The organism is Rohdeia mirabilis, from assembly GCA_007750655.1.
Taxonomy (GTDB): Bacteria; Planctomycetota; UBA1135; order UBA1135.
The window spans coordinates 3,865,372-3,884,465 of sequence record CP036290.1 but is presented as its reverse complement, the minus strand read 5'-3'; the positions used below and the strand labels follow the sequence as shown (position 1 = coordinate 3,884,465).

The window sequence follows — 19,094 nt, the reverse complement described above, 5'->3', positions numbered from 1 at the left end:
CCGAGCGCACCCGCGAGCACTCGGGAGGCACGGATCGTCCTCGTTCGCGCCGTACCGCGGTGTCGCACTCGTCCTCTGTCGGGCGCTCGCGCGTGCGCCCGCGCCCCAAAGGACCAGGTCCGCTGACGGCAGCGGCCGCGCCTTCCCGCGGTGGGAAGAGCGCGGCCGCTGCTCGTGTCGTGGCGCCGAACGTGGGCGCCTGCTCCGATTCGACCGGGCTCAGGCCCCGGCGGTCGCCGGCTTGCTGGACTCGGCCTTCGCCAGCGCGGCGCGGCGGGCCAGGGACCGCGTCTCGAGCGCCAGGAAGACCGGGTTCGCGATGAAGATCGTCGAGTAGGTACCCGTGATGATGCCGACGATCATCGCGAAGGAGAAGCTCTCCAGCGTGTTGCCCGTGCCGACGTTCGCGACGAACAGGACGGCGACGGCGATGAACGTCGTCAACGAGGTGAGGATCGTCCGGGACAGCGTCTGGTTGACCGACGTGTTGAGGATGTCGCTCAGGGGCCGCTCCATCCGCGGACGGTTCTCCCGCACGCGGTCGAAGATCACGATCGTGTCGTTCAGCGAGTAGCCGATGATCGTCAGGAAGGCCGCGATCATCGCGAGGTTGATCTCCAGCTCGAGCAGACCGAGCGTGTTGACCAGGGCGATGGCGCCGAGCGTGATCAGCACGTCGTGGGCGAGCGCCGCGACGGCCGCGAAGCCGTAGCTGTACTCGGTGAACCGCACGCGGATGTACATGACCACGGCGAACAGACTGATCAGGATCGCGAGCAGAGCGCTGTCCGTCAGTTCGTCCGACACGGCCGCGCCGACCACGCTCTCGTTCGCGATGGGGGAGGAGAGCTTGTAGGCCACGCCCGCGGCGTCCTTCTTGCCCGCCAGAGCCGTCGTGATCTGCTGCTGCACCGCACCGGCGGTGACGGCTTCGGGCACTTCCGCCTTCACGACGAAGACACCTTCGCCGCGAGTGGGGTCGGCTTCGATCGTCAGCGCGGAGAGCGCCGTGTTGTCCTCGATCAGCGTGCCCAGTGCGGCGGCCGGGTGGGGGTCCTCGGTGTACACGGTCAACTCGATCGTGCCGTCCGCGGCGCGCGGGCTGACGTCGACCGGACCCTTCTGCAGCACGTCCGCGAGGGCGAGCTTCAGCGCGTCCGAGAAGTTGCGCGCCATCGAGTCGCGCTCCTCCTGGTCCTTGCCGCTCACCTTCGAGCTGACGCGGAACTGGAGGTAGCCCGAATCGGAGCCGGACGACGTCACCGCGCGGGCCTCACCGGCCTTCGCGATCGAGTCCGCGCTGGCGAGCAGCGTGTCGATCTCGGCCTTGGTGCGCGGCTCGTCCATGCGGACCTGCACCTCGACACCGCCAGTGAAGTCGATGCCGATGATGTGCGCGGGGTCCGTCGCGTAGCGGTAGCCGAACAGGCCGACGCCGCCGACGATCAGGACGCTCGAGACCATGTAGGCCAGCTTGCGCTTGCCCATCCAGTCGAAGTTCGCCGTGACGAGCCAGGTGCCGACCGTGAACTCCTTGGTGCCGCGCTCCAGGCTGAAGTGCACCAGCACGCGCGTGATCACGAGCGCGGCGAACATCGACGCGAGGATGCCGACGGCCAGCGTGACCGCGAAGCCCTTCACCGGTCCCGTACCGAAGTAGTACAGCACCAACGCCGTGATGAGCGTGGTCAGGTTCGCGTCGACGATCGTGGAGAGCGCCTTGTCGAAGCCGTTCTTCGCGGCCTGCCTGACGTTGCGCCCGTTGTCGCGTTCCTCGCGGATCCGGTCGAAGATCAGGATGTTCGCGTCGACCGCCATACCGATCGTGAGGATCAGGCCGGCGATGCCCGGGAGGGTGAGCGTGGCGTTCAGGAACGACAGCGCACCCATCAGGATGAACATGTTCGAGAGCAGGCTGACCACGCTGATCAGACCCAGGCGGCGGTAGTACCAGACCATGAAGGCCAGCACGAGGCCGATGCCGATACCGCCCGACCACCAACCGCGCTGCACGTAGGCGGCGCCCAGGGTCGGGCCGACGGTCTCCTTGCTCTCGAGGATCGGGCGCACGCGCAGCGAACCGGTGCGCAGCACGGTGACCATCTCCTCGACCTCTTCCGCGCGGTACGGCGTCGAGCCCGAGCGGATGATGCCGCTGGCGTAGATGGGTTCGTTGAGCTGCGGCGCGGACTCGATCTGTTCGTTGAGGACGATCGCCATCAGCTCGTCGCTGAAGTTGCCGGTGAACGCACCGAACTTCTGGGCGAAGCGGCTCTGCCACTCGAAGCCGATCGCCGGCAGGCCGCGTTGGTCGCGGGCCGGGTACGCGCTCTTCAGGCGCTGACCGTCGAACTTCCAGTCGCGGTCGGCGTAGTCCGGGTGGTTCTCGAGGCGCAGGAGCGGCCGCGCCCGCTCGGCGAGCGTGCGGCTGTCGGCCACCTGGCCGTCGGCGTTGATGCGGCGCTTCTCCGGCACCCAACGCAGCCACGGGTGCGGGCCGCCCTGGGTCGGGTCGAGGGCGTTGAACTCGCGCAGGCTGGTGGCCTGGCTGTGTTCGGCGAACCAGGCGTCGAGCTTCGCGCGCTCGGACTCCATGTCGGTGCCGGAGCCCGCGTTCAGCATCGCCGGGGTCGCGACGATGCCGAAGTAGAGCTGACCGAGGTTCTCGATCTTGTTCTGGATGTAGTTGGTGCTGATCAGGCTGACCGGCTCGCCGACCGGGTGTTCGACCTTCGTCGTGCCCTGGTAGCCGCGGCCGTCCTCGGCGACGACGAGCTCGATGCCCATGACGTCGCGCGTGAGCTCGAGGCCCGTCTGCGGGTCGAGCACAGGCTCGTCCTGGTCGTCGAGCACCGGCTCGTCGCCGACCTTCACCGCACGGGCTTCGACGTACCGCACCGTCTCGGCGCCCACGCTGACCTCGCCACCGCTGGCGGGGAACACGCCCGAGTAGTTGGCGTCGAGGCGCAGGGCCAGGCTGTCCTCACCGAGGAGCGTCACCGCGCGCTGCAGAGCGCCGGACGCGCCGGCTCCTTGCAGCTCGTCGACGCCCGGGATCTCGATGACGATCCGGTTCGACCCCTCGGGCCGCAGCACGGGCTCGAGCACGCCGTCCGGGTCGATCCGGTCGCGGATGATCTCGATCGTCTGGCGCTGGAGCGTCGCCGGGTTCTCGTTCGCGATCTGGTCCTCGTCGAACTCGAGGCGGTAGACGTAGCGCTGTCCGCCCTGGAGGTCGAGCCCCAGCTGCAGCCCGAGATTGGGCCGCACCTTGCCGAGCGCGAGGAAGATGCCGGCGATCGCCAGCACGGAGAAGATGAGCAGCAGCTTGCCCTTGACGTTCTCGATCATGTCGTCGTTGTGGCTGCCCGGATGGAACCGGGACAGGCGGTCGTGGAGCGGTGGGGCGCGGCGTCGTTCGTGCACGAAGGTGCGAACGGCCCGCCTGCGCCGTCGACGGACGCCGTTTGGCTTCCGTCTTCTGAACCCGCGAAGCGGGGCGGCCGTCGATCCGGTCCGCCCCGCTCCGCTCCGAGATCAGGCTTCGGCTTCCTGTTCGCCTGCTTGGGCTTCGACGGCGGCCATCTCGGCCCGGATCGCCTTGTCCTGCGCCTTGGAGCGACGGGCCTTCTCGCCCAGGAGCTCGGTGACGCGCGTGGCCTTACCGACGCGATCGCGCAGGTAGTACAGCTTGGAGCGGCGGACCGAACCGCGACGGGTCACGGTCACGTCCTGCACGCGGGGGCTGTGCAGCGGGAAGATCCGCTCGACGCCCTCGCCCTGCACGATGCGGCGCACGGTGATGGTCTTGCGGATGCCGCGGCCCTTGGCGGCCAGGATCGTTCCGATGAAGAGCTGGACCCGTTCCTTCTCACCCTCGCGGATGAGGTAGTGGACCTGGACGGTGTCGCCCACGTTGACCTGCGGGAGGACCGGCTTTCCGAGCTCGCGCTCGATGGTGTCGATGACGTTCATTGCTGTGGAGCGGCCGAGTGGCGGCCGCGGGGCCCGCGGTGCTCGTTGCGAGCGGAGAGCGGGCTTTCGGGACGAGTCCCCCAGAGGCAGCGGGCTGCGAACCCCGCACGCGCGGGGCCACAGGGATCCGTGGCATGGGTGGTGTCGGACGTTCGCACCGGTCGCCGGTCGTGGCGACGTGGTGCGAGCGTTGGTCGTGGTGGTGTGGGGCGTCTCAGGCGTCGCCGTTCGAGGCGTTGCCGTTCGCCCCGTTGCCGAGATCGCGGTTGCCGAGATCGCCGTTGCCGAGATCGCGGTTGCCGAGATCGCGGTTGCCGAGATCGGGGCGCCGTTCGTCCGTGCGTTCGCTCGCACGGGCGCGTCGCCAGCTCGCGATGGCCGCGTGGTCGCCGGACAGCAGCACGTCGGGGACGCTGCGTCCGCGCCACACGCGGGGGCGCGTGTAGTGGGGGTGGTCGAGTTGCAAAGAGCCGTCGTCGGTCGTCGCGGTGAAGCTCTCCTCCACGGCGCTCTGCTCGTGTCCGAGCACACCGGGGATGAGGCGCGTCACCGCTTCGGTCACGCACAGCGCGGGCAGCTCGCCACCCGCCAGCACGAAGTCACCGATCGAGATGTGTTCCCACTGGAACTCCTCCTCGACGCGCTGGTCCACACCCTCGTAGCGTCCGCACAACAGGAGGATCCGTTCGTGCGTTCGCAGGCGGACTGCGTCGGCTTGTTCGAACGGTCGGCCAGCTGGCGTCAGCAGCACCTTGTGGAAGTGCCCGTGCTGTTCCTCGAGCCAGTCCACGCAGTCGTGGATCGGTTCCGGCTTGAGGACCATGCCAGGGCCACCTCCGAAGGGGCGGTCGTCGACGGTGCGATGGCGATCGCGTGAGAAGTCCCGGAAGTCGACCAGGTCGATGCGCGCGAGGCCTTTCTCCTGGGCGATCCCGAGGATGCTCGCGGCCGCGTAGGGCTCGAGCGCCTCTGGAAAGAGGGTGAGAAGGGCGAAGTGCACCGAAGGGACCGGCTCCACGATGGGGCGGAACAGGATAGGGAGGTGGCTGGGGGCGAGCAAGGATTCCGGCCCGTCCCTGGCGGGGTGTTCGGCCGGGTTCGCGCCGGTTCCAGAGGAGCCCGAGGAGGGCGTGGTCCGAGCGCTCTCGACCGATCGCTCCGGTCCGCCGACAGGGGCCATCCGGACGCCCAGCCCGCTCGACCCCCCGCGCCGGGTCGCCGGGCCCGATCCGCGCTGGTTCCGGGGCTCGCCGCGGCTAGGATCCGCCCGTGTTCACCGGAATCGTGGAAGCCGTGGCGCCCGTGCGCGCCTTCGATCGGACGGGGGAGGGGGCGCGCCTGGTGCTGCCTGGCGTCTTCGGGCCCGGAACCGCCGCCGGCGCCGAGGTGCCCGCCCTGGGCGACAGCATCGCGGTCGGGGGCTGCTGCCTGACCGTGGCCGCCTTCCAGCCGCCGCCGGGCGGGGCCGGAGCGAGCGGTCCGGACGACCTGGTCTTCGAGCTCTCGGCCGAGACCCTCGCCCTGACCTGGTTCGCGGACCTCGCGCCGGGGACGCCGGTCAACCTCGAGCGCGCCCTGCGGGTCGGCGATCGGCTCGGCGGCCACCTGGTCAGCGGCCACGTGGACGGACTGGGCCGGATCCTGTCGATCGACGGCGACCGCGAGGCGGGCTGGGCCTTCCGCTTCGAGGTGCCGGCGAGTCTCGAGCGCTACCTGATCGCCAAGGGCAGCATCACGATCGACGGCATCAGCCTCACCGTCGTGCGGCCCAAGGGTCGCGAGTTCGAGGTGGCCGTCATCCCCGCCACGTTCGACGGCACGAACCTCGGTCGCGCGCGCGCCGGACAACCGGTGCACCTCGAGGCCGACCACGTGGGTAAGTGGGTGGAGCGCCTGTTCCCGCAGCAGTTCGAGAGGCTCGAGCGCGGGGCGTGAGCGGGGCGGGGCGCCGCTCACGCCCCGGTGCCGTTCACGCGCCGAGGCCACATGGTTCGCCCAGTTGCTCGCACGGTCTGCTCGATCCTGGGCCGCTCGCCATCAGCCCGCCCGATACCAGGCCGCCACGTCGAGCAAGAGCGTGGCGAACGCTGCAGTGAACGCTTCGCCCCGCGCCCGCGCCGGGTCGGGAAGGTCGAGGCCGGCCGACTCGAGATCGCTGCGGTACGTATCGAAGAGGCTGCGGGCTGCACTCGCACGCAGGTAGTCGGACGGCCAGACGCTCCGCTCCCACGACGTGGCGTGCACGAGGAACGGGGCGATGCGGCACCACGGGCGCCACCGCGGCACCCCGCGGTCGGACGGCGCGTCGAGTTCGAGGACTTCGCGCCAGTGCTGCGATTCGGTCCAGTACTGGATCGGCTGCTGAGAGTTGCTTCGAATCAAGCCCGAGCGTGCCATGTCGTTCGCGGCGCGCTTCGCGGTCGACTCGGAGCACGCCAGATGTCGCGAGGCCTCCTTCGCGGTGATGCGCTGTCCGTCCGAACCGATGAGCAGAGCGAGAAGGTCCGACTTCGAGTTCACACCGAAGGCGTAGCGCAAGCGAACCATCAGCGATGGAGCTCGAACGAGGGAGGCGGCAGCGCGTTCGCCATTCCCACCGAATGCGGCGGACACGTGCTCGCCCTGGGCGTGCGCCTTCCAGCTTCCGGTACCGAATGCGGCGGCGTTCGACGCGAAGACGCGCCACGCGTTCGATTCCGGCGCGGGGAGCGAAGCGGCGATGGTCCGGACCCGCTGAACGCTGGTGTGCTGTGCTCCGACAGCGGCCCACCACGCGAGGCGCTCGCCGAGTCGCGGGTCGAACGCCTCGAGGACGGACGACAGCACGATCAGCGCCTCGGGGTCGACGAGACTCTGGCACGGTTCGAGCCCGTGACTCGAGCCGTGTCCGCCGAGTGCTTCCCACTGTCGCCAGCAGGACTCGATGGCCGCATCAGTCAGTTCGGTGATCGCCATGGTGGCCTCGGACGTGGTCGACCACCTGGTCGACGATTCGGTGGAACTCGGGCGAGTGGTCCTGGTCTCGAACCCAGGCGCGTGCTTCGTTCCACTCGGCTTCCGAGGGAGAGAGTGCGACGAGGTCGTGCACGTGCTTGGAACGCGGACCCTGGTCGGCGGCGGCGTAGAGCTTCAACGCGACGAGCGCGCGCCGACCCGCGAAGCCCACATCCAGTCCACCCCAGGTTCGCCAGTCGGCCTCCTCGAGAAGACCTGGCGGAGCGCCCAGGTCGAGCTGGCATCCGATCACGCTGTTCATCCAGTCGGGTGCCAGATCGAAGTCGCGGGCGACGGTGGCGACCGCCTGTTGCAGGACTGGGGGCAGCGGAACCGCCGAGCTGATCGTGCGGCGCCCGGGGTCGCTCAGGGCGATCACGTCCACGTCCTGGGTCGTCCGGGTGACGACGTTCCCGAACGCCAGGGCGACACCACCCACGACGAGCACCTGGTGGCGTTCGCCGCGAGCGTCGAGGAGGTCGCCAACCGCTCGGAGCAGGCGCTCGGTCGTCTCTCGGTCCATCGCTCCTCTGGCGTCCATGGCTCCAAGGATCGGCGATCATTGCCGGAATGGTGCGCGATAATCGCAGAAAATTGCGGCGATGATCGCGGATCCGGGGCAGCCGGGCGGCCAAGCGCGTCCCAGCAGGACAGGCCCGCCGCCCCGCCCCGCCGAACCTCGTCCCGGGCCGCCGCTCGCCGCTACCGCCCGGCCGCCACGTCGGCCCGGTACTCCTCGAGCACACCGCCGAGGATCGCCACGTCCGACTCGAACGTCTCGGGCAAGAGCGGCCCGAACGAGAAGCGGAACCAGGAGTCGTAGGGCGAGCGGTACTCGGGGTCCTTGGCGTGCGGGCGCGCCATGTCGCAGTCCTTGCCCTCGAGGATGGCGGCGCCGTGGCGGAACAGGCGGCGGTTGAGTTCGCTCGCGTTCAGTCCCTCGGGCAGCTTCAGCCAGTGGTAGAAGCCGCCGTCGCCGGTGAAGACGCCGAGCCCCATCTTCTCGAACGCATCGCCGTAGCGCGCGCGCTGCATCGAGTAGTGCCGATCCACCGCGCCGCGCGCCTGGGCCACGCGCTCCGGCTTCAACAGTTCGACCGCGTAGAGCTGCGACGGGTGGCTGACGCCGCCCATGCCGAAGCTCGAGAAGTTGGACAGGGTCTCGATGTTCGTGCGGCTGGCGACGATCCAACCGATGCGCACGCCCGGACACTGCAGTCCCTTGGTGCACGCGCCCGCCAGGAACACGTTGCTGTTGTCGAGGTCCTTGACGTAGCGGATGCCGCTGACGCCCTTCGACGGGTGGAACATCTCGTAGGCCTCGTCGAGCAGGATGCCGTTCTTCGGCTGCTCGGCCATGGCGATCAGCTCTTCCAACTCGGCGCCCGAGCGCGTGTGTCCCGTCGGATTGCCGGGGTTCGAGATGATCGGCAACAGGTGCGTCTTCGCGTTGACACCCGTGCGATCGAAGTAGGCCGCGTTGGGCGGATGGAAGCCGTTCTCCTCGGTGAACGGCACGACGCGCCAGTCGGTCTCGGTCTGCGTCAGGATGTCGAGGTAGGCCGGCCACTCGGCGTTGCCGATGCGCACCTCCACGTGCTTCTTCAGGAACTGGAGCACCGCGTAGATGCCGGGCCGGCCGCCCGCGAACACCATGACGTTCTCGGGCGCGACCTTCGAGCCGTAGAAGTCGTTGTAGTGCGCCGCGATCGCCTCGCGCAGCAGCGGGTGCCCCCAGGCCTTCGGATAGAAGCGGTCCTCCCAGGTCACCGCGACGCTGTCGGGCAACGGCGGGCCGCCCTCGAGCTGGGTCGTCAGCGGAAAGCCCTGGGACCACGGATGGGTGCCCTGCTCGCCCATGAAGCGCCCGAAGCTGTCGCGGAACGCGTAGAGGGTCTCGTAGATGCCCATCGGCGGGCAGGTGTCCGACAGGAAGGAAGCGCGCTGCATGGATGGGTCGCGGGGGGTGGAGGTGGGCGTCGGTTCGCCGGTGGAGCGCCGCCAGTTGACGGCCGCCACGCGTGTCTGTCCAGGTCGGAGCGGGGCTCTCGGGCGCCGGTTCGGGCGTGCGGTCCGGATGTTCAGCGCCGGCCGTCGTCGGGATCGTCCTGCGGCGCCACGGGGTACGCCCCTTCGCACCAGGCGCGCCACTCGACGAGCAGCTCGTCGTAGCTCGACCCGTACACGTCCTCGAGCAATGGCCCCAACGCGGTCGAGCCGGCCTCGCGCGCGGCCTCGATCAGCGCGGGGAAGCGGTCCGCGTAGCGCTCGTGCTCCATCAGCGTCTCGACCAGCGTCATCGCCAACCAGTAGCGGTGCGCGCCGATGCGCTCGCCGCTCGTGACCTCCTCGAGCAGCGTCGTGTCGGCGATCTTTGCCGCGGCGTTCGTGACCAACTCGTCGAGACCCGCCTGCGGGTGCATGTGCATCTGCACGTGCGTCGCGAGGCCTTCCTGCAGCCACTCGGTGCGGTTCGGCAGCAGCGCGCGGCAGGACAGGTAGCTGTGCACGAACTCGTGCACGAAGGTGGGGCGATCGCTCCCGTAGCCGTCGTCCCAGGCGCCGTGCGCGATCGCGAGCAGCGTGTAGCCGCCCGACGACGGTGCGTCGGCTCCACGGCCGAAGACTTCGGCGAGACGCGGCGCGAAGGCGCGATATCCGGCGTCGTCGGCGAAGACCACGAGGCGCGGCGCGCGCCGCTCGTCGCCACCCTCGGGCAGCAGCGGATCGAGCAGCGCCGCCGCGTCCACGAGGCGCGCGAAGAGGCGCTCGAGGTCGAGATCGGCGGCGTCGGTGAACAGCTCGATCCCGTCGCGCGCGAGCATGCGCACGGGACTCTGTTCGGCGTCGCCCACCTCGGACCCGCGCTCCCCGAACGCGATCCGCGCGACTTCATCCGCCGCGAGGTACGGCCCCGCTCCGTCCGGATCGTCGTGCACGCGCAGTTCGTCGATCCACAGGTCGTCCGCGTCGCGCAGATGGATCCCGACGTGCTGGACGCGATCCCAGCGCGGAATGCGCGTCTGCTCCCAGGCCAGGTGCGCGAGGTCGAACCGAAAGTGCTGCCAGCCACTGTGATCGAGGTCGATCCGGCGCCAGAAGCGCGCGCGGCCGCGCCCTTCGACGGGACGCTCCAGTACCTGCAGTTCGATCGAGGTCGGACCCCGCTCGGCGCGCTCGGCGCTGCGCCAGATCCACAGGGACACCTCTTCGAAGCCCGACCAGTCCTCCGTCACCACGCCCGGCTTCGTGAACAGGAGGCCGCCGCCAGACTTCGACGTCAGGTGCACGCCGAAGCCTTCCGGCCGGTCGTCCGCCGTGCCGGTCGCGAGCTGGGGCAACGCGCCGCGCGTCGCGCCGATGTCGCCCGCGGCCGACCACTGCGACCCGAGCGACGACGTCTCGAAGTCGAGGCGCGGCGGGTCGACCAGGCCGCCCGCGAGCAGCACCGCCGCCGCGCACACGAGGCGCGACCAGCCGACGCCGCCGCCCGGGGCCATCAGAACGCGCTGAACAGGACCGACGTCAGTGTCGTGACCGGAGCGGCCTCGCGGAAGTCCTCGAGGCTGCGCGTCAGGGTCTCGACCGCCAGCGTGATCTCGCGCATCAGGTCGTCGTCCGAGATCAGCTGGCCCAACGTGCCCTTGCCGTCCTCGAGATCCTTGGCCACTTTCGCGGCGCTGGCGAACGTCGCGTTGACGTTCTGGTACAGCTCGTCCTCGGTGAACAGTCGCCCGACGGTGCCGGTGCCGTTCGCCAGGTCGGCGGAGATCTTCTCGATGTTCGCGACGATGTTCGTGCCGCTCTTGGCCGTGTCCTCGTCGCTCAGGAAGGCTCCGAGCAGGCCCTTGCCCGCCCGCAGGTCGGCCGTCACGGCGTTGACGTTCTCGAACGACGCGCTGGCGTCCGCGATCAGCTTGCGACCGTCCTCGGCCAGCTGCGGGTCGTTCAGCGCGGCGGCCACGATGCCGTCGCCGGTGCGCGCGTCGCCGATGATGCCCTGCACGTCCACGGCCGCCTGGTTCAGCTCCTCGCCAGTCGCGAGGAACTGGTCGTAGAGCTCTCTGCCCTGGAAGAGCAAGCCCAACGTGCCCTTGCCCTGGGACAGGTCGTTGGTCAACTCCGCGATGTCGGCCGATGCCTTCTCGAAGTTCGCGAGCGACGTGGACAGGTTGCCCGCGGCGTCGCTGCTCTCGAGGTCGCCGACGATCTTGTTCAGCTTCGCGAGCAGATCACCGACGCCGTCCTCACCGCTCAATGCGTCGCCGAAGTTGCCCAGCGCGTCGAACAGGCCCGGCGCGACGTTGCCCGTGAGCGGCGCGGCCAGCGCGATCTGCGGCGCCGCCGGGTCACCGGGCTCGATCGTGACCTGCCGTCCACCGAGCGCCGTCGACTCGACGATCTGGATGACGTAGTCCTGGCGCAGGACGATCTCCTCCTCGAGCGTGAGCGTGGCGGTGATGCGGCGTTCGAGCGGCGCGTTGGCGTCGTAGGTGATCTGCATCACGCGACCCGTGCGACGACCGGCCAGGAGCACGGAATCGCCCTCGCGCAGGCCACCGGCCGACTCGAACTGGACCTTCACCTGCTGTTGGTTCCCGAACAGGGCCACGTCGGCCATGAACAGGGTGTAGTACCCCAGCACGCAGAGGGTGAGGATGACGAAGAGTCCGACGTAGAAGTGGCGCATGACGCGATCGTTGGGCCGTCAATCGGGGTCCTGGCCGAGGAACCGGCGCAGGCGTTCGTTGTCGCTGGAGAGGAACTCGTCCTTCGGCAGGTCGACGACCACGCCGCCGCCGTCCAGCAGGATCACGCGGTCGGCCACCGTTCGCACGCACGAGACCAGGTGCGTGACGACCACCGACGTGATGTCGAGGCGATCGGCGAGGTCGCGCATCAACGTGTTGATCGTGTTCGACGTCTCCGGGTCCAGCCCCGCGTTCGGCTCGTCGTAGAGCACGATCTGCGGGTCGGTGACCAGGGCGCGCGCGAGGCCGACGCGCTTGCGCATGCCGCCCGAGAGTTCGCCCGGCATCTTGTCCCAGATGTCCGGCAGACGCACGAGTTCGAGCTTCTCGACGACGCGCTGGTGGATCTCGTCGTCCGACGCCCGCGTGTTCTCGCGCAGGGGGAGGGCGACGTTCTCACCGACGTTGAGCCAGTTGATCAACGCGCCGTCCTGGAACAGGTAGCCGGTGCGCTTGCGCAGTTCGGCGAGCTCCTTCTTCTTGATCGTCGACATGTCCGAGCCGTCGACGACGACGCGCCCTTCGTCGGGCTGCATCAAGCCGACGATGTGGCGCAGCGTGACCGACTTGCCAGTGCCCGACGGCCCCATGATCACGAGCGTCTCGCCGCGGGGGACTTCGAAGTTCAGGCCATCGAGGACGCGCCGACCGCCGAGGACCTTCACCACGTTCTCGAAGCGGATGACGGCGTCGCCGCTCGCGCTGCGGTCCGCAGGCTCCACACTCGGCTCGGTCGCCGTTCTGGTCGTCGCGTCCATGCTCAGACCGCGGAGTAGAAGAGGTACGTGAGGAAGTAGTTCGCGACGATGATGAAGATGATCGAGTCGCGAACGGCGCGGCGGGTGGCCTCACCGACGCCGAGTGCACCGCCGCGAGCGCGGATGCCGCACGAGCAGGCGATCGTCGCGATGATCACGCCGAAGACGAAGGCCTTGAACAGGCCGGTGTAGACGTCCTTCGGCAGGCTCAGGAACGCGCCCGGCGTCTTGAGCGCCTCGACCGCCGAGTCGAAGTAGAGCTGGGTCTCGACGCCGAGTTGGGACGACGCCACCAGCGCGCCGCCCATGACGCCGATCGTGTCGCACAGGACCGCGAGCAGGGGGCAGGCGATCGCCAGCGCGACGATGCGCGGCAGCACCAGGTAGTCCGTGCGGTCCACCGAGAGGATCTCGAGCGCGGCCAGTTCGTCGGAGACCTTCATCGTCCCGAGCTCGGCCGCCAGCGCGCTGCCCGCCGTGGCCGCCAGGATGATGCCCGTGATGAACGGACCCATCTCGCGCGCCATCGACAGGGCGACGATCGTTCCGATCTGGTCCTGCTGGCCGAACTCGGACAGCGCGACCCCGGTCTGCAGGGTCAGGATCATGCCCGTGAACAGCCCGACGAAGAGCACCACGTGGACGACGCTCACGCCGATCGTGAACAGCTGGTCGAGCGTCGCGGACCGCCGGCGCCACAGGTGCGGCAGGCGCACGATGGTGCCCCCGAGCAGCGTCAGCTCGTAGCCCAGCAGTTCGCAGGTGTCGCGGAAGGACTTCATCGACGGGCGGTGTCCTCAGGTTCCCGAGAGTGCGGCCGTGGGGCCGAGGGCCCGGGCATCGACGACGGGGGAGCGACGCGCGGCAGGGCGTCGCGAGCGGGCGGAGCGAACTCGCGCGGCCAGCCGGGTCCGGGGAACGCGGGGCGCAGCATGCCAGGATCCAGCTCCTGGATCCCGCTGCGCCAGCGGATCAGGCCGAACAGCAGCGAGGTCTCCCGCACCTGACCCGCCTCGGTCTCCAGCGTGCGGTCCGACCACAGGCCCGAGAACGACCGACGCGTCTCGGTCCCGGTCGATTCCAGGCGCCACAGGCCGAGCCAACTGCGCTCGCGCCGCACGGGTCCGTCGGACTCCCAGGCGAAGATCTCCCACATCCAGCCGTAGTGGAAGTCGATCACAGACGAGCGCATCAGCGGGTCGAGCGACAAGACGGCGGTCCGGCGCCAGTCGTCCTTGCGTTCGTAGCGCCACAGCGGCCACAGCCGGCGCCAACTCTCCTTCGTCGCGGCCGGACGATCGGCGCGGCGCGTCATGTCCCAGCCCTGGTAGAACGGCAGGACGTAGAAGCTCGCGCGACGGAATCCGGGCGTGTCCTCCTGACGGTCGTGGATGAACGGCCACAGGTAGGAGTCCGCGACGATGCCGTTGCCCTCGAAGTGCGAGTACAGGGGCCACACGCGCGTGCGCTCGGTCGCGAGCGGGTTCTGTCCACCGCCCTGCAGACGCACGAACGGCCACGGACCGTCCCAGGCCCAGAAGCCGCCCTTCCCCGTCTTCGGATCGCGTCCGCGCGGGTCGTGCGCGTAGCCGAAGAACGGCCACAGGAAGCTGTACGAGCGGTACGTGCCCTGCGCCGTGCGACCGAAGAGCGGCAGCACCGCGAACGCGCGTCGGCGTTGCGCCGGTTCCTTCCACAGGCCGTCGACGTTCCAGTGGAAGATCGGCCACAGGACGGTCCAGCGCGAGTGCTTGCCGGCCTCGGCGTTGCGCGACACGAGCGGCCACACGCGCCAGTGCGAGGTTCCGGGCTTGGCGGGGCTGCCGTCCTTCGTGCCGACCGTCCAGCCGATCACGGGGAACAGAACGTTGTGCGTGACCGACTTGCCGCGTCGTGCGCTGACGTAGAGCGGGAACAGCACGAAGCGCACGCGGTCCCACGTGAGGAACTTGTCGAGCTCGCCGTAGATCGGGAAGATGCCGAACTTCGACGCACCGCGCGCGTTCCGCGACCAGATGAAGCCCGGCAGCAGCAGAACGTCGATCTCGCGCTCGGGCGCTTCGGGCGGTGCTTCGACGCCACGCGCCTCGAACGACCAGTCGCCGGGAGCCGTGCGCCAGTACAGCAGCGGCAGCATCAGGCCCCACGTGCTGTCGACCTTCGAGCGCCAGTAGCCGAGCGGCGCGAGGAACTCGACCTTCTCCTCCTCGGGGCCGACCTGGCGCCAGGAGACGAGCGGCTTCAGCGCGCGCACCTCGAGTTCGCCGGTCGGTTCGAAGCGCCGTTCGAGGTAGGCGCCGCCGAGGGCTTCGCGCTCGATCCTGTCGTCGGCGGTGGCGGACTGGGTCCAGAACGGCGCGAGATGGATGTCCGAATCGACGCTCGCGCAGGCACTGGTGAGCACGAGTGCGAGAGCAGCGAGAACCAGGCGTGCGATCGGCCGGGTGAACGTGCGCGGTCGGTGGGGCATGGGTCCGGATCCCGCCGCGGGTGCGATCGGGCGCGGATGGTACCGCCGCGCCGTGGCCGGGCGTAGGGTGTCCCGCCCGTGCACCCAGGACCCGGGCACGTCCCACCATCGATGACGACCTTCCTCAGTGGCATCCAGCCCTCCGGCCGCCCGCACCTGGGCAACTACTTCGGCGCCCTGCGACAGCACGTCGCCGCGTCCCGAAAGGCCGGTGAACACTTCTACTTCATCGCCGACTACCACTCCTTGACCACGGTCTCGGACGCGGACGAGCTGCGCGACAGCGTCCGCGACCTGGCGGCGACGTACCTGGCGATCGGGCTCGATCCCGAGCGCGCGATCCTCTTCCAGCAGAGCCGCGTGCCCGAGGTGTGCGAGATCACGTGGCTCCTGTCCTGCGTCACCGGCATGGGGCTGCTCGAGCGCGCCCACTCGTACAAGGACAAGGTCGCCCGTGGGATCAAACCCTCGGTCGGACTGTTCACGTACCCGATCCTGATGAGCGCCGACATCATCGCGTACGACGCCGACGTGGTGCCGGTGGGCAAGGACCAGGTCCAGCACGTCGAGATGGCCCAGGACATGGTCACGCACTTCAACACGCGCTACGGCGATGTGTTCAAGCGCCCCGAGTACCGCCTCGCCGAGAACGCGACGATGCACAAGGTGCTCGGTCTCGACGGCGAGAAGATGAGCAAGAGCTACGGCAACGACATCTGGATGTTCGAGTCCGGCAAGAAGCTCAAGAAGCGCGTGGGCCAGATCGTCACCGACAGCCGTCCGCCCGAGGAACCCAAGGATCCCGACGGACTGTTCCTGTTCGATCTGCTCGCCCTGTTCCTCGAACCCAGCGAACTCGGCGAGTGGAAGGAGAAGGTGCGCGTCGGCGGTGAGGGCGCACCCGGCTACGGCCACCTGAAGCTGCGCCTGATGGAAGCGATCGAGGAGCACTTCACCGAGGCGCGTGCTCGCTACAGCGAGCTCATGGCCGATCCCGCCGAACTGGACCGCCTCCTGACCCGCGGCGCGGAACGGGCCCGTGAACGCGCCGTCCGCGTGCGCGATCGGGCGTACGCTGCTTGCGGTCTGCGCTGACCGCTCGCTCCCCCTGCGCCCCCGACCGAATCGACTCCCATGCGTCACTCGATCACGACCCTCCGCCCGCTCGCCTCGCGCCTCCACGTCGCCGCTCTGTGCGGCGCGGCGCTCGTCCTCGTCGCCAGCTGCGGCAGCACACCCGACGCGCCCGACGACACCGCGGTCGTCGACGGCGTCGCGCTCGAAGCGCCCGCGCCGTGGACCGACGCCTTCGTCGAGAAGGTCTACATCTTCGCCGACGTCATCACCGTCGAAGGGCCCGCGGGCCTGCGCACGCACTGCGCCGTGGTCCAGGACGACGCCTCGTACGACTACGACCTGGCGACGACCGAACGCGGACTCGTGCAGACCCTGTCGGTCAAGCCGGGCGCGCTCCAGCCCACCGCCAACGTGTTCCTGGACAACTGGGAGTTGCGCGGCTTCCAGCGCGTCGTCGTGACGGAACGTCCCCAGCGCGACGGCGAGGTCATCGTGCGCGCCACCGGCCGCGTCGGCGCCCAGCTGCCCGAGGGCCGCGTCGAGGGTTCCACGTTCGAGCGCCGCTTCGTGGTCGGTCAGTGAACGCTGGCGCCGCGCAGGTGGACACCGTGCGACGACGGGCGGGCTCCCTCGCCGCACTCGGCAGTTGGTTGGTCGCGGTGCTCCTGCTCGTCGGATGCGCCGGGACGCGCGTCGAGCCTTGGGAGTCGAACTCGGGGCCGTACGACGTGCTCACGCCGGGCGAGCTGAGCGAACTGGCGGCGGCGCGTGCGGAGTTCGACGCCGGGCGGCCGCGCGAGGCTCGCGAACGGCTGTTGGCCCTGCTCGCCGAGCGGCCGCGCAACCTGTTCGTCGCCACGCTGCTCCAGGACGTCGAGCTCGAACTGCTGCGCACCGGTCGCGATCTGCCGGAGCTCGACACGGCCCTGGCCGCCTCGACCCTGACCGACGACGGGGCACCGGCCGTGCGTCTGCGGCGCTGGTACCGACTGCGCGCGGACGGCGGCCCGAAGAACGCGTTCGATCTGGTGCTCGCAGCCCGTGTCGAGGGCGACTCGCCGGCCGCGCTGCGTCTGCTCGACAGCGCGATCGAGGCCGACGCCAACTGCATCTGGGCGCACTTCGGTCGCGCCTACGTGCTCCTGCGGGAGGGCGATCTCGAGCAGTGCCGCCTGTCACTGGCCCGCGCGGTCGACCTGGACGCGGGGCACCCCCGCGTGCGCCGGCTCGAAGCCACGCTGCTCGAGCGCCTCGGCGAGGTGAAGGCCGCGCGTCGGTTGCTGACCGAGTGGGTCGAGCGCGTCGCCGAGGATCCGCGTGTCTCGGCCGGCGACGTCGTGGACTCGCGCCTCGACCTGGTGAACGCGGACCTGGTGGACGGGCGGACGGCAGCGGCGCTCGAGCAACTCGACGACATCGAGACCGAGGATCCGTCCCGGCGCGCGCGTGCTCTGCTCCTGCGCGCCGCCGCACTGGCCGAGTTGGAGCGCCACGAGGAGAGCATCGAAGCCGCCCTCGAGTCGCGCTTCTACGCACCCGGCGACTTCCGCAGTCACGTCCAGGAGGCGATCGTCCTCCAGGACGGGTTGGCCGATCTCGAAGGGGCGCTGGAAGCCTGGCGCACCGCGGTCGAACTGGCCGCGACCCTGGCGCCGACCGACGGGGCCGCGGCGATCGCGTTGCAGCGTGCGCGCATCGAGGTCGAGCGCCTCGAGGACCAGCTCCATCCGTCGGACGCGAGCCTGCTCCCCGAACGGTGATCGTCGTTCTCCAACGGGTGCACTCCGGCGCGCGCGTCCGCGTGGACGGCGAGGTGGTGGGGGCGATCGAGGGCGCGGGACTGGTCGTGCTGCTGGGCGTCCTCGCCGGCGACACCGAGCGCGAGGCCCTGGCGCTGGCCGAACGCACCGCCCGGTACCGCGTCTTCCAGGACGACGAGGGGCGCATGAACCGCTCGCTGCTCGACGTGGGCGGCGGCGCGCTTTTGATCAGTCAGTTCACGCTCGCCGCCGACGGTCGCAAGGGGCGCCGCCCGTCGTTCGACCGCGCGGCGCCACCGGCCGAGGCCGGGCCCCTGTACGAACGCTTCGCCGCCCACCTCACCGAGTTCGGCGTCGCGTCCGTCGCCACCGGCCGCTTCGGCGCGTTGATGGAGGTGGAGTTCGTGAACCACGGGCCGGCCACGTTCCTGCTCGAGCAGTAGGGCGGCCGTTCCGGCGACCGAGTCGGCCGCCCCGTCGCGCGCGTCGCCGCGCTCCGAGCCGCGTGCTCGCACCTGAAATCGACTTCGAAGTGCGGATCCTCGGACCGGCTCGAACGCCGCGCACGGCGTCCGACCCCGCTCTCAGCGCGCTCCAGGCGGGGTCTCGGCACACGCGCGACCCCCGCGCCCTCGCCGCCGTCCCAACTCCTTTCCGCACAAGGGCTCAACCGAGCGCGACGCCGGAGTCGATGCACGGGGGTCGAAGGGAACCCGCGCCGGGCGGGGTCCGTCCGATTTCCTCCAAAGGGGGCGCAAGTGCGTCGCTGAAAAGGGGATAACAGCGTTCCGCGCCGTTGCGTGGTCGATCGTCGCACCGTGAGCGGCGATCTCACCCTCGAACGCTTTCTCGAGTACCTCCGGCGCCCCCAACGCTCCCCGCTCCCATGGGCAATCGGGTCCAAACAACGACGAAGAAGGATCTCGTCAACCGCATCGCGGACGAGACCGGCCAGACCAAGGTCGTGGTGAAAGAGATCGTCCAGCGCTTCCTCGACGAAGTGATCGACGAGCTCGCATCCGGCAACCGTCTCGAGTTCCGCGAGTTCGGCGTGTTCGAGGTGCGTGAGCGCGCCGCGCGCCGCGCCCAGAACCCCCGCACGCTGCAGAAGGTCGAAGTGCCGTCGAAGCGCGTGGTGAAGTTCAAGGTGGGCCGCCTGATGCGCGAGAAGGTCGAGGATCCGCCCGAGGAGGAGCCGGTGGTGAAGCCCGAGCCCGAGAAGCTCGAGCCCGCCAAGCCGCCGATCCCGCGGCCGAGCTCGAACTCGCCCTTCTGAGCCCGTCCAGCCTCGGTCCGCCGTCGCCACACG

Annotated in this window: 16 protein-coding genes and 1 pseudogene; 6 read left to right on the top strand and 11 right to left on the bottom strand. The window is 69.7% G+C overall.

Going from position 1 to position 19,094, the window contains the following annotated elements; translation table 11 throughout:
- Nucleotides 1-219 precede the first annotated feature (219 nt).
- From secD to trmD, 3 genes and pseudogenes are all read right to left on the bottom strand, one after another.
- Nucleotides 220-3,351 (bottom strand): protein translocase subunit SecD, encoded by a 3,132-nt coding sequence (gene secD, locus Pla163_RS14530; protein WP_145189950.1) that lies wholly within the window; start codon nucleotides 3,349-3,351, stop codon nucleotides 220-222.
- A 291-nt stretch (nucleotides 3,352-3,642) separates the two neighbouring features.
- A pseudogene (gene rplS, locus Pla163_RS14525) lies at nucleotides 3,643-3,975 on the bottom strand (50S ribosomal protein L19); the annotation flags it as partial.
- 214 nt (nucleotides 3,976-4,189) lie between these two features.
- Entirely contained in the window at nucleotides 4,190-4,975 is a 786-nt protein-coding gene (gene trmD, locus Pla163_RS14520; RefSeq protein WP_419185962.1) for a tRNA (guanosine(37)-N1)-methyltransferase TrmD, read from the bottom strand.
- 269 nt (nucleotides 4,976-5,244) lie between these two features.
- Here trmD and Pla163_RS14515 point away from each other — a divergent pair, with 269 nt between their 5' ends.
- Nucleotides 5,245-5,910 (top strand): riboflavin synthase, encoded by a 666-nt coding sequence (locus Pla163_RS14515; RefSeq protein WP_145189941.1) that lies wholly within the window; start codon nucleotides 5,245-5,247, stop codon nucleotides 5,908-5,910.
- A 102-nt stretch (nucleotides 5,911-6,012) separates the two neighbouring features.
- Here the strand turns inward: Pla163_RS14515 and Pla163_RS14510 are convergent, their stop codons facing one another.
- The 8 genes from Pla163_RS14510 to Pla163_RS14475 all read right to left on the bottom strand — a co-directional run bounded on the left by Pla163_RS14510 (nucleotide 6,013) and on the right by Pla163_RS14475 (nucleotide 14,948).
- A complete protein-coding gene (locus tag Pla163_RS14510) occupies nucleotides 6,013-6,930 on the bottom strand; it encodes a hypothetical protein (protein ID WP_145189938.1) in 918 nt (305 codons plus the stop codon).
- Complete coding sequence (locus tag Pla163_RS14505; RefSeq protein WP_145189935.1) at nucleotides 6,908-7,510, bottom strand: DUF6036 family nucleotidyltransferase; 603 nt, start codon at nucleotides 7,508-7,510, stop codon at nucleotides 6,908-6,910. Before Pla163_RS14505 ends, Pla163_RS14510 begins: the two co-directional genes overlap by 23 nt.
- Before the next feature lie 161 nt (nucleotides 7,511-7,671).
- Entirely contained in the window at nucleotides 7,672-8,919 is a 1,248-nt protein-coding gene (locus Pla163_RS14500; RefSeq protein ID WP_145189932.1) for a pyridoxal phosphate-dependent aminotransferase, read from the bottom strand.
- A gap of 131 nt (nucleotides 8,920-9,050) precedes the next feature.
- Complete coding sequence (locus Pla163_RS14495; RefSeq protein ID WP_145189929.1) at nucleotides 9,051-10,469, bottom strand: hypothetical protein; 1,419 nt, start codon at nucleotides 10,467-10,469, stop codon at nucleotides 9,051-9,053.
- The gene (locus tag Pla163_RS14490; RefSeq protein WP_145189927.1) at nucleotides 10,469-11,659 is read right to left on the bottom strand and encodes an MlaD family protein; all 1,191 of its coding nucleotides are present in this window, start codon (nucleotides 11,657-11,659) and stop codon (nucleotides 10,469-10,471) included. Before Pla163_RS14490 ends, Pla163_RS14495 begins: the two co-directional genes overlap by 1 nt.
- 18 nt (nucleotides 11,660-11,677) lie before the next feature.
- Nucleotides 11,678-12,478: an ABC transporter ATP-binding protein gene (locus tag Pla163_RS14485; RefSeq protein WP_145189924.1), complete on the bottom strand. Its 801-nt coding sequence runs from the start codon at nucleotides 12,476-12,478 to the stop codon at nucleotides 11,678-11,680.
- Nucleotides 12,479-12,480: 2 nt separating this feature from the next.
- On the bottom strand, nucleotides 12,481-13,260 hold the full coding sequence (locus Pla163_RS14480; RefSeq protein ID WP_145189921.1) for an MlaE family ABC transporter permease: 780 nt from the start codon (nucleotides 13,258-13,260) through the stop codon (nucleotides 12,481-12,483).
- The gene (locus tag Pla163_RS14475) at nucleotides 13,257-14,948 is read right to left on the bottom strand and encodes a hypothetical protein (RefSeq protein ID WP_145189918.1); all 1,692 of its coding nucleotides are present in this window, start codon (nucleotides 14,946-14,948) and stop codon (nucleotides 13,257-13,259) included. The genes Pla163_RS14480 and Pla163_RS14475 overlap by 4 nt, the downstream gene beginning before the upstream one ends.
- Before the next feature lie 111 nt (nucleotides 14,949-15,059).
- Between Pla163_RS14475 and trpS the strand changes: the two genes are divergently transcribed.
- From trpS to Pla163_RS14455, 5 genes are all read left to right on the top strand, one after another.
- Nucleotides 15,060-16,043 carry a tryptophan--tRNA ligase gene (trpS, locus tag Pla163_RS14470; RefSeq protein WP_145189915.1) on the top strand — a complete coding sequence of 328 codons (984 nt, stop codon included), beginning with the start codon at nucleotides 15,060-15,062 and terminating at the stop codon, nucleotides 16,041-16,043.
- Nucleotides 16,044-16,082: 39 nt separating this feature from the next.
- The gene (locus Pla163_RS19120; protein WP_419185961.1) at nucleotides 16,083-16,607 is read left to right on the top strand and encodes a hypothetical protein; all 525 of its coding nucleotides are present in this window, start codon (nucleotides 16,083-16,085) and stop codon (nucleotides 16,605-16,607) included.
- A gap of 17 nt (nucleotides 16,608-16,624) precedes the next feature.
- On the top strand, nucleotides 16,625-17,785 hold the full coding sequence (locus Pla163_RS14465; protein WP_419185960.1) for a tetratricopeptide repeat protein: 1,161 nt from the start codon (nucleotides 16,625-16,627) through the stop codon (nucleotides 17,783-17,785).
- The gene (dtd, locus tag Pla163_RS14460) at nucleotides 17,782-18,228 is read left to right on the top strand and encodes a D-aminoacyl-tRNA deacylase (RefSeq protein WP_145189909.1); all 447 of its coding nucleotides are present in this window, start codon (nucleotides 17,782-17,784) and stop codon (nucleotides 18,226-18,228) included. The genes Pla163_RS14465 and dtd overlap by 4 nt, the downstream gene beginning before the upstream one ends.
- A gap of 443 nt (nucleotides 18,229-18,671) precedes the next feature.
- On the top strand, nucleotides 18,672-19,061 hold the full coding sequence (locus Pla163_RS14455; RefSeq protein WP_145189906.1) for an HU family DNA-binding protein: 390 nt from the start codon (nucleotides 18,672-18,674) through the stop codon (nucleotides 19,059-19,061).
- The last annotated feature ends 33 nt before the right edge of the window (nucleotides 19,062-19,094 follow it).

Coding starts and splice junctions, on each gene's coding strand:
- Pla163_RS14495 (WP_145189929.1), bottom strand. CDS start 10,469: ATGGCCCCGGGCGGCGGCGTCGGCTGGTCGCGCCTCGTGTGCGCGGCG.
- Pla163_RS14480 (WP_145189921.1), bottom strand. CDS start 13,260: ATGAAGTCCTTCCGCGACACCTGCGAACTGCTGGGCTACGAGCTGACG.
- secD (WP_145189950.1), bottom strand. CDS start 3,351: ATGATCGAGAACGTCAAGGGCAAGCTGCTGCTCATCTTCTCCGTGCTG.
- trpS (WP_145189915.1), top strand. CDS start 15,060: ATGACGACCTTCCTCAGTGGCATCCAGCCCTCCGGCCGCCCGCACCTG.
- Pla163_RS14505 (WP_145189935.1), bottom strand. CDS start 7,510: ATGGACGCCAGAGGAGCGATGGACCGAGAGACGACCGAGCGCCTGCTC.
- Pla163_RS19120 (WP_419185961.1), top strand. CDS start 16,083: ATGCGTCACTCGATCACGACCCTCCGCCCGCTCGCCTCGCGCCTCCAC.
- Pla163_RS14475 (WP_145189918.1), bottom strand. CDS start 14,948: ATGCCCCACCGACCGCGCACGTTCACCCGGCCGATCGCACGCCTGGTT.
- Pla163_RS14500 (WP_145189932.1), bottom strand. CDS start 8,919: ATGCAGCGCGCTTCCTTCCTGTCGGACACCTGCCCGCCGATGGGCATC.
- Pla163_RS14455 (WP_145189906.1), top strand. CDS start 18,672: ATGGGCAATCGGGTCCAAACAACGACGAAGAAGGATCTCGTCAACCGC.
- Pla163_RS14485 (WP_145189924.1), bottom strand. CDS start 12,478: ATGGACGCGACGACCAGAACGGCGACCGAGCCGAGTGTGGAGCCTGCG.
- Pla163_RS14510 (WP_145189938.1), bottom strand. CDS start 6,930: ATGGCGATCACCGAACTGACTGATGCGGCCATCGAGTCCTGCTGGCGA.
- Pla163_RS14490 (WP_145189927.1), bottom strand. CDS start 11,659: ATGCGCCACTTCTACGTCGGACTCTTCGTCATCCTCACCCTCTGCGTG.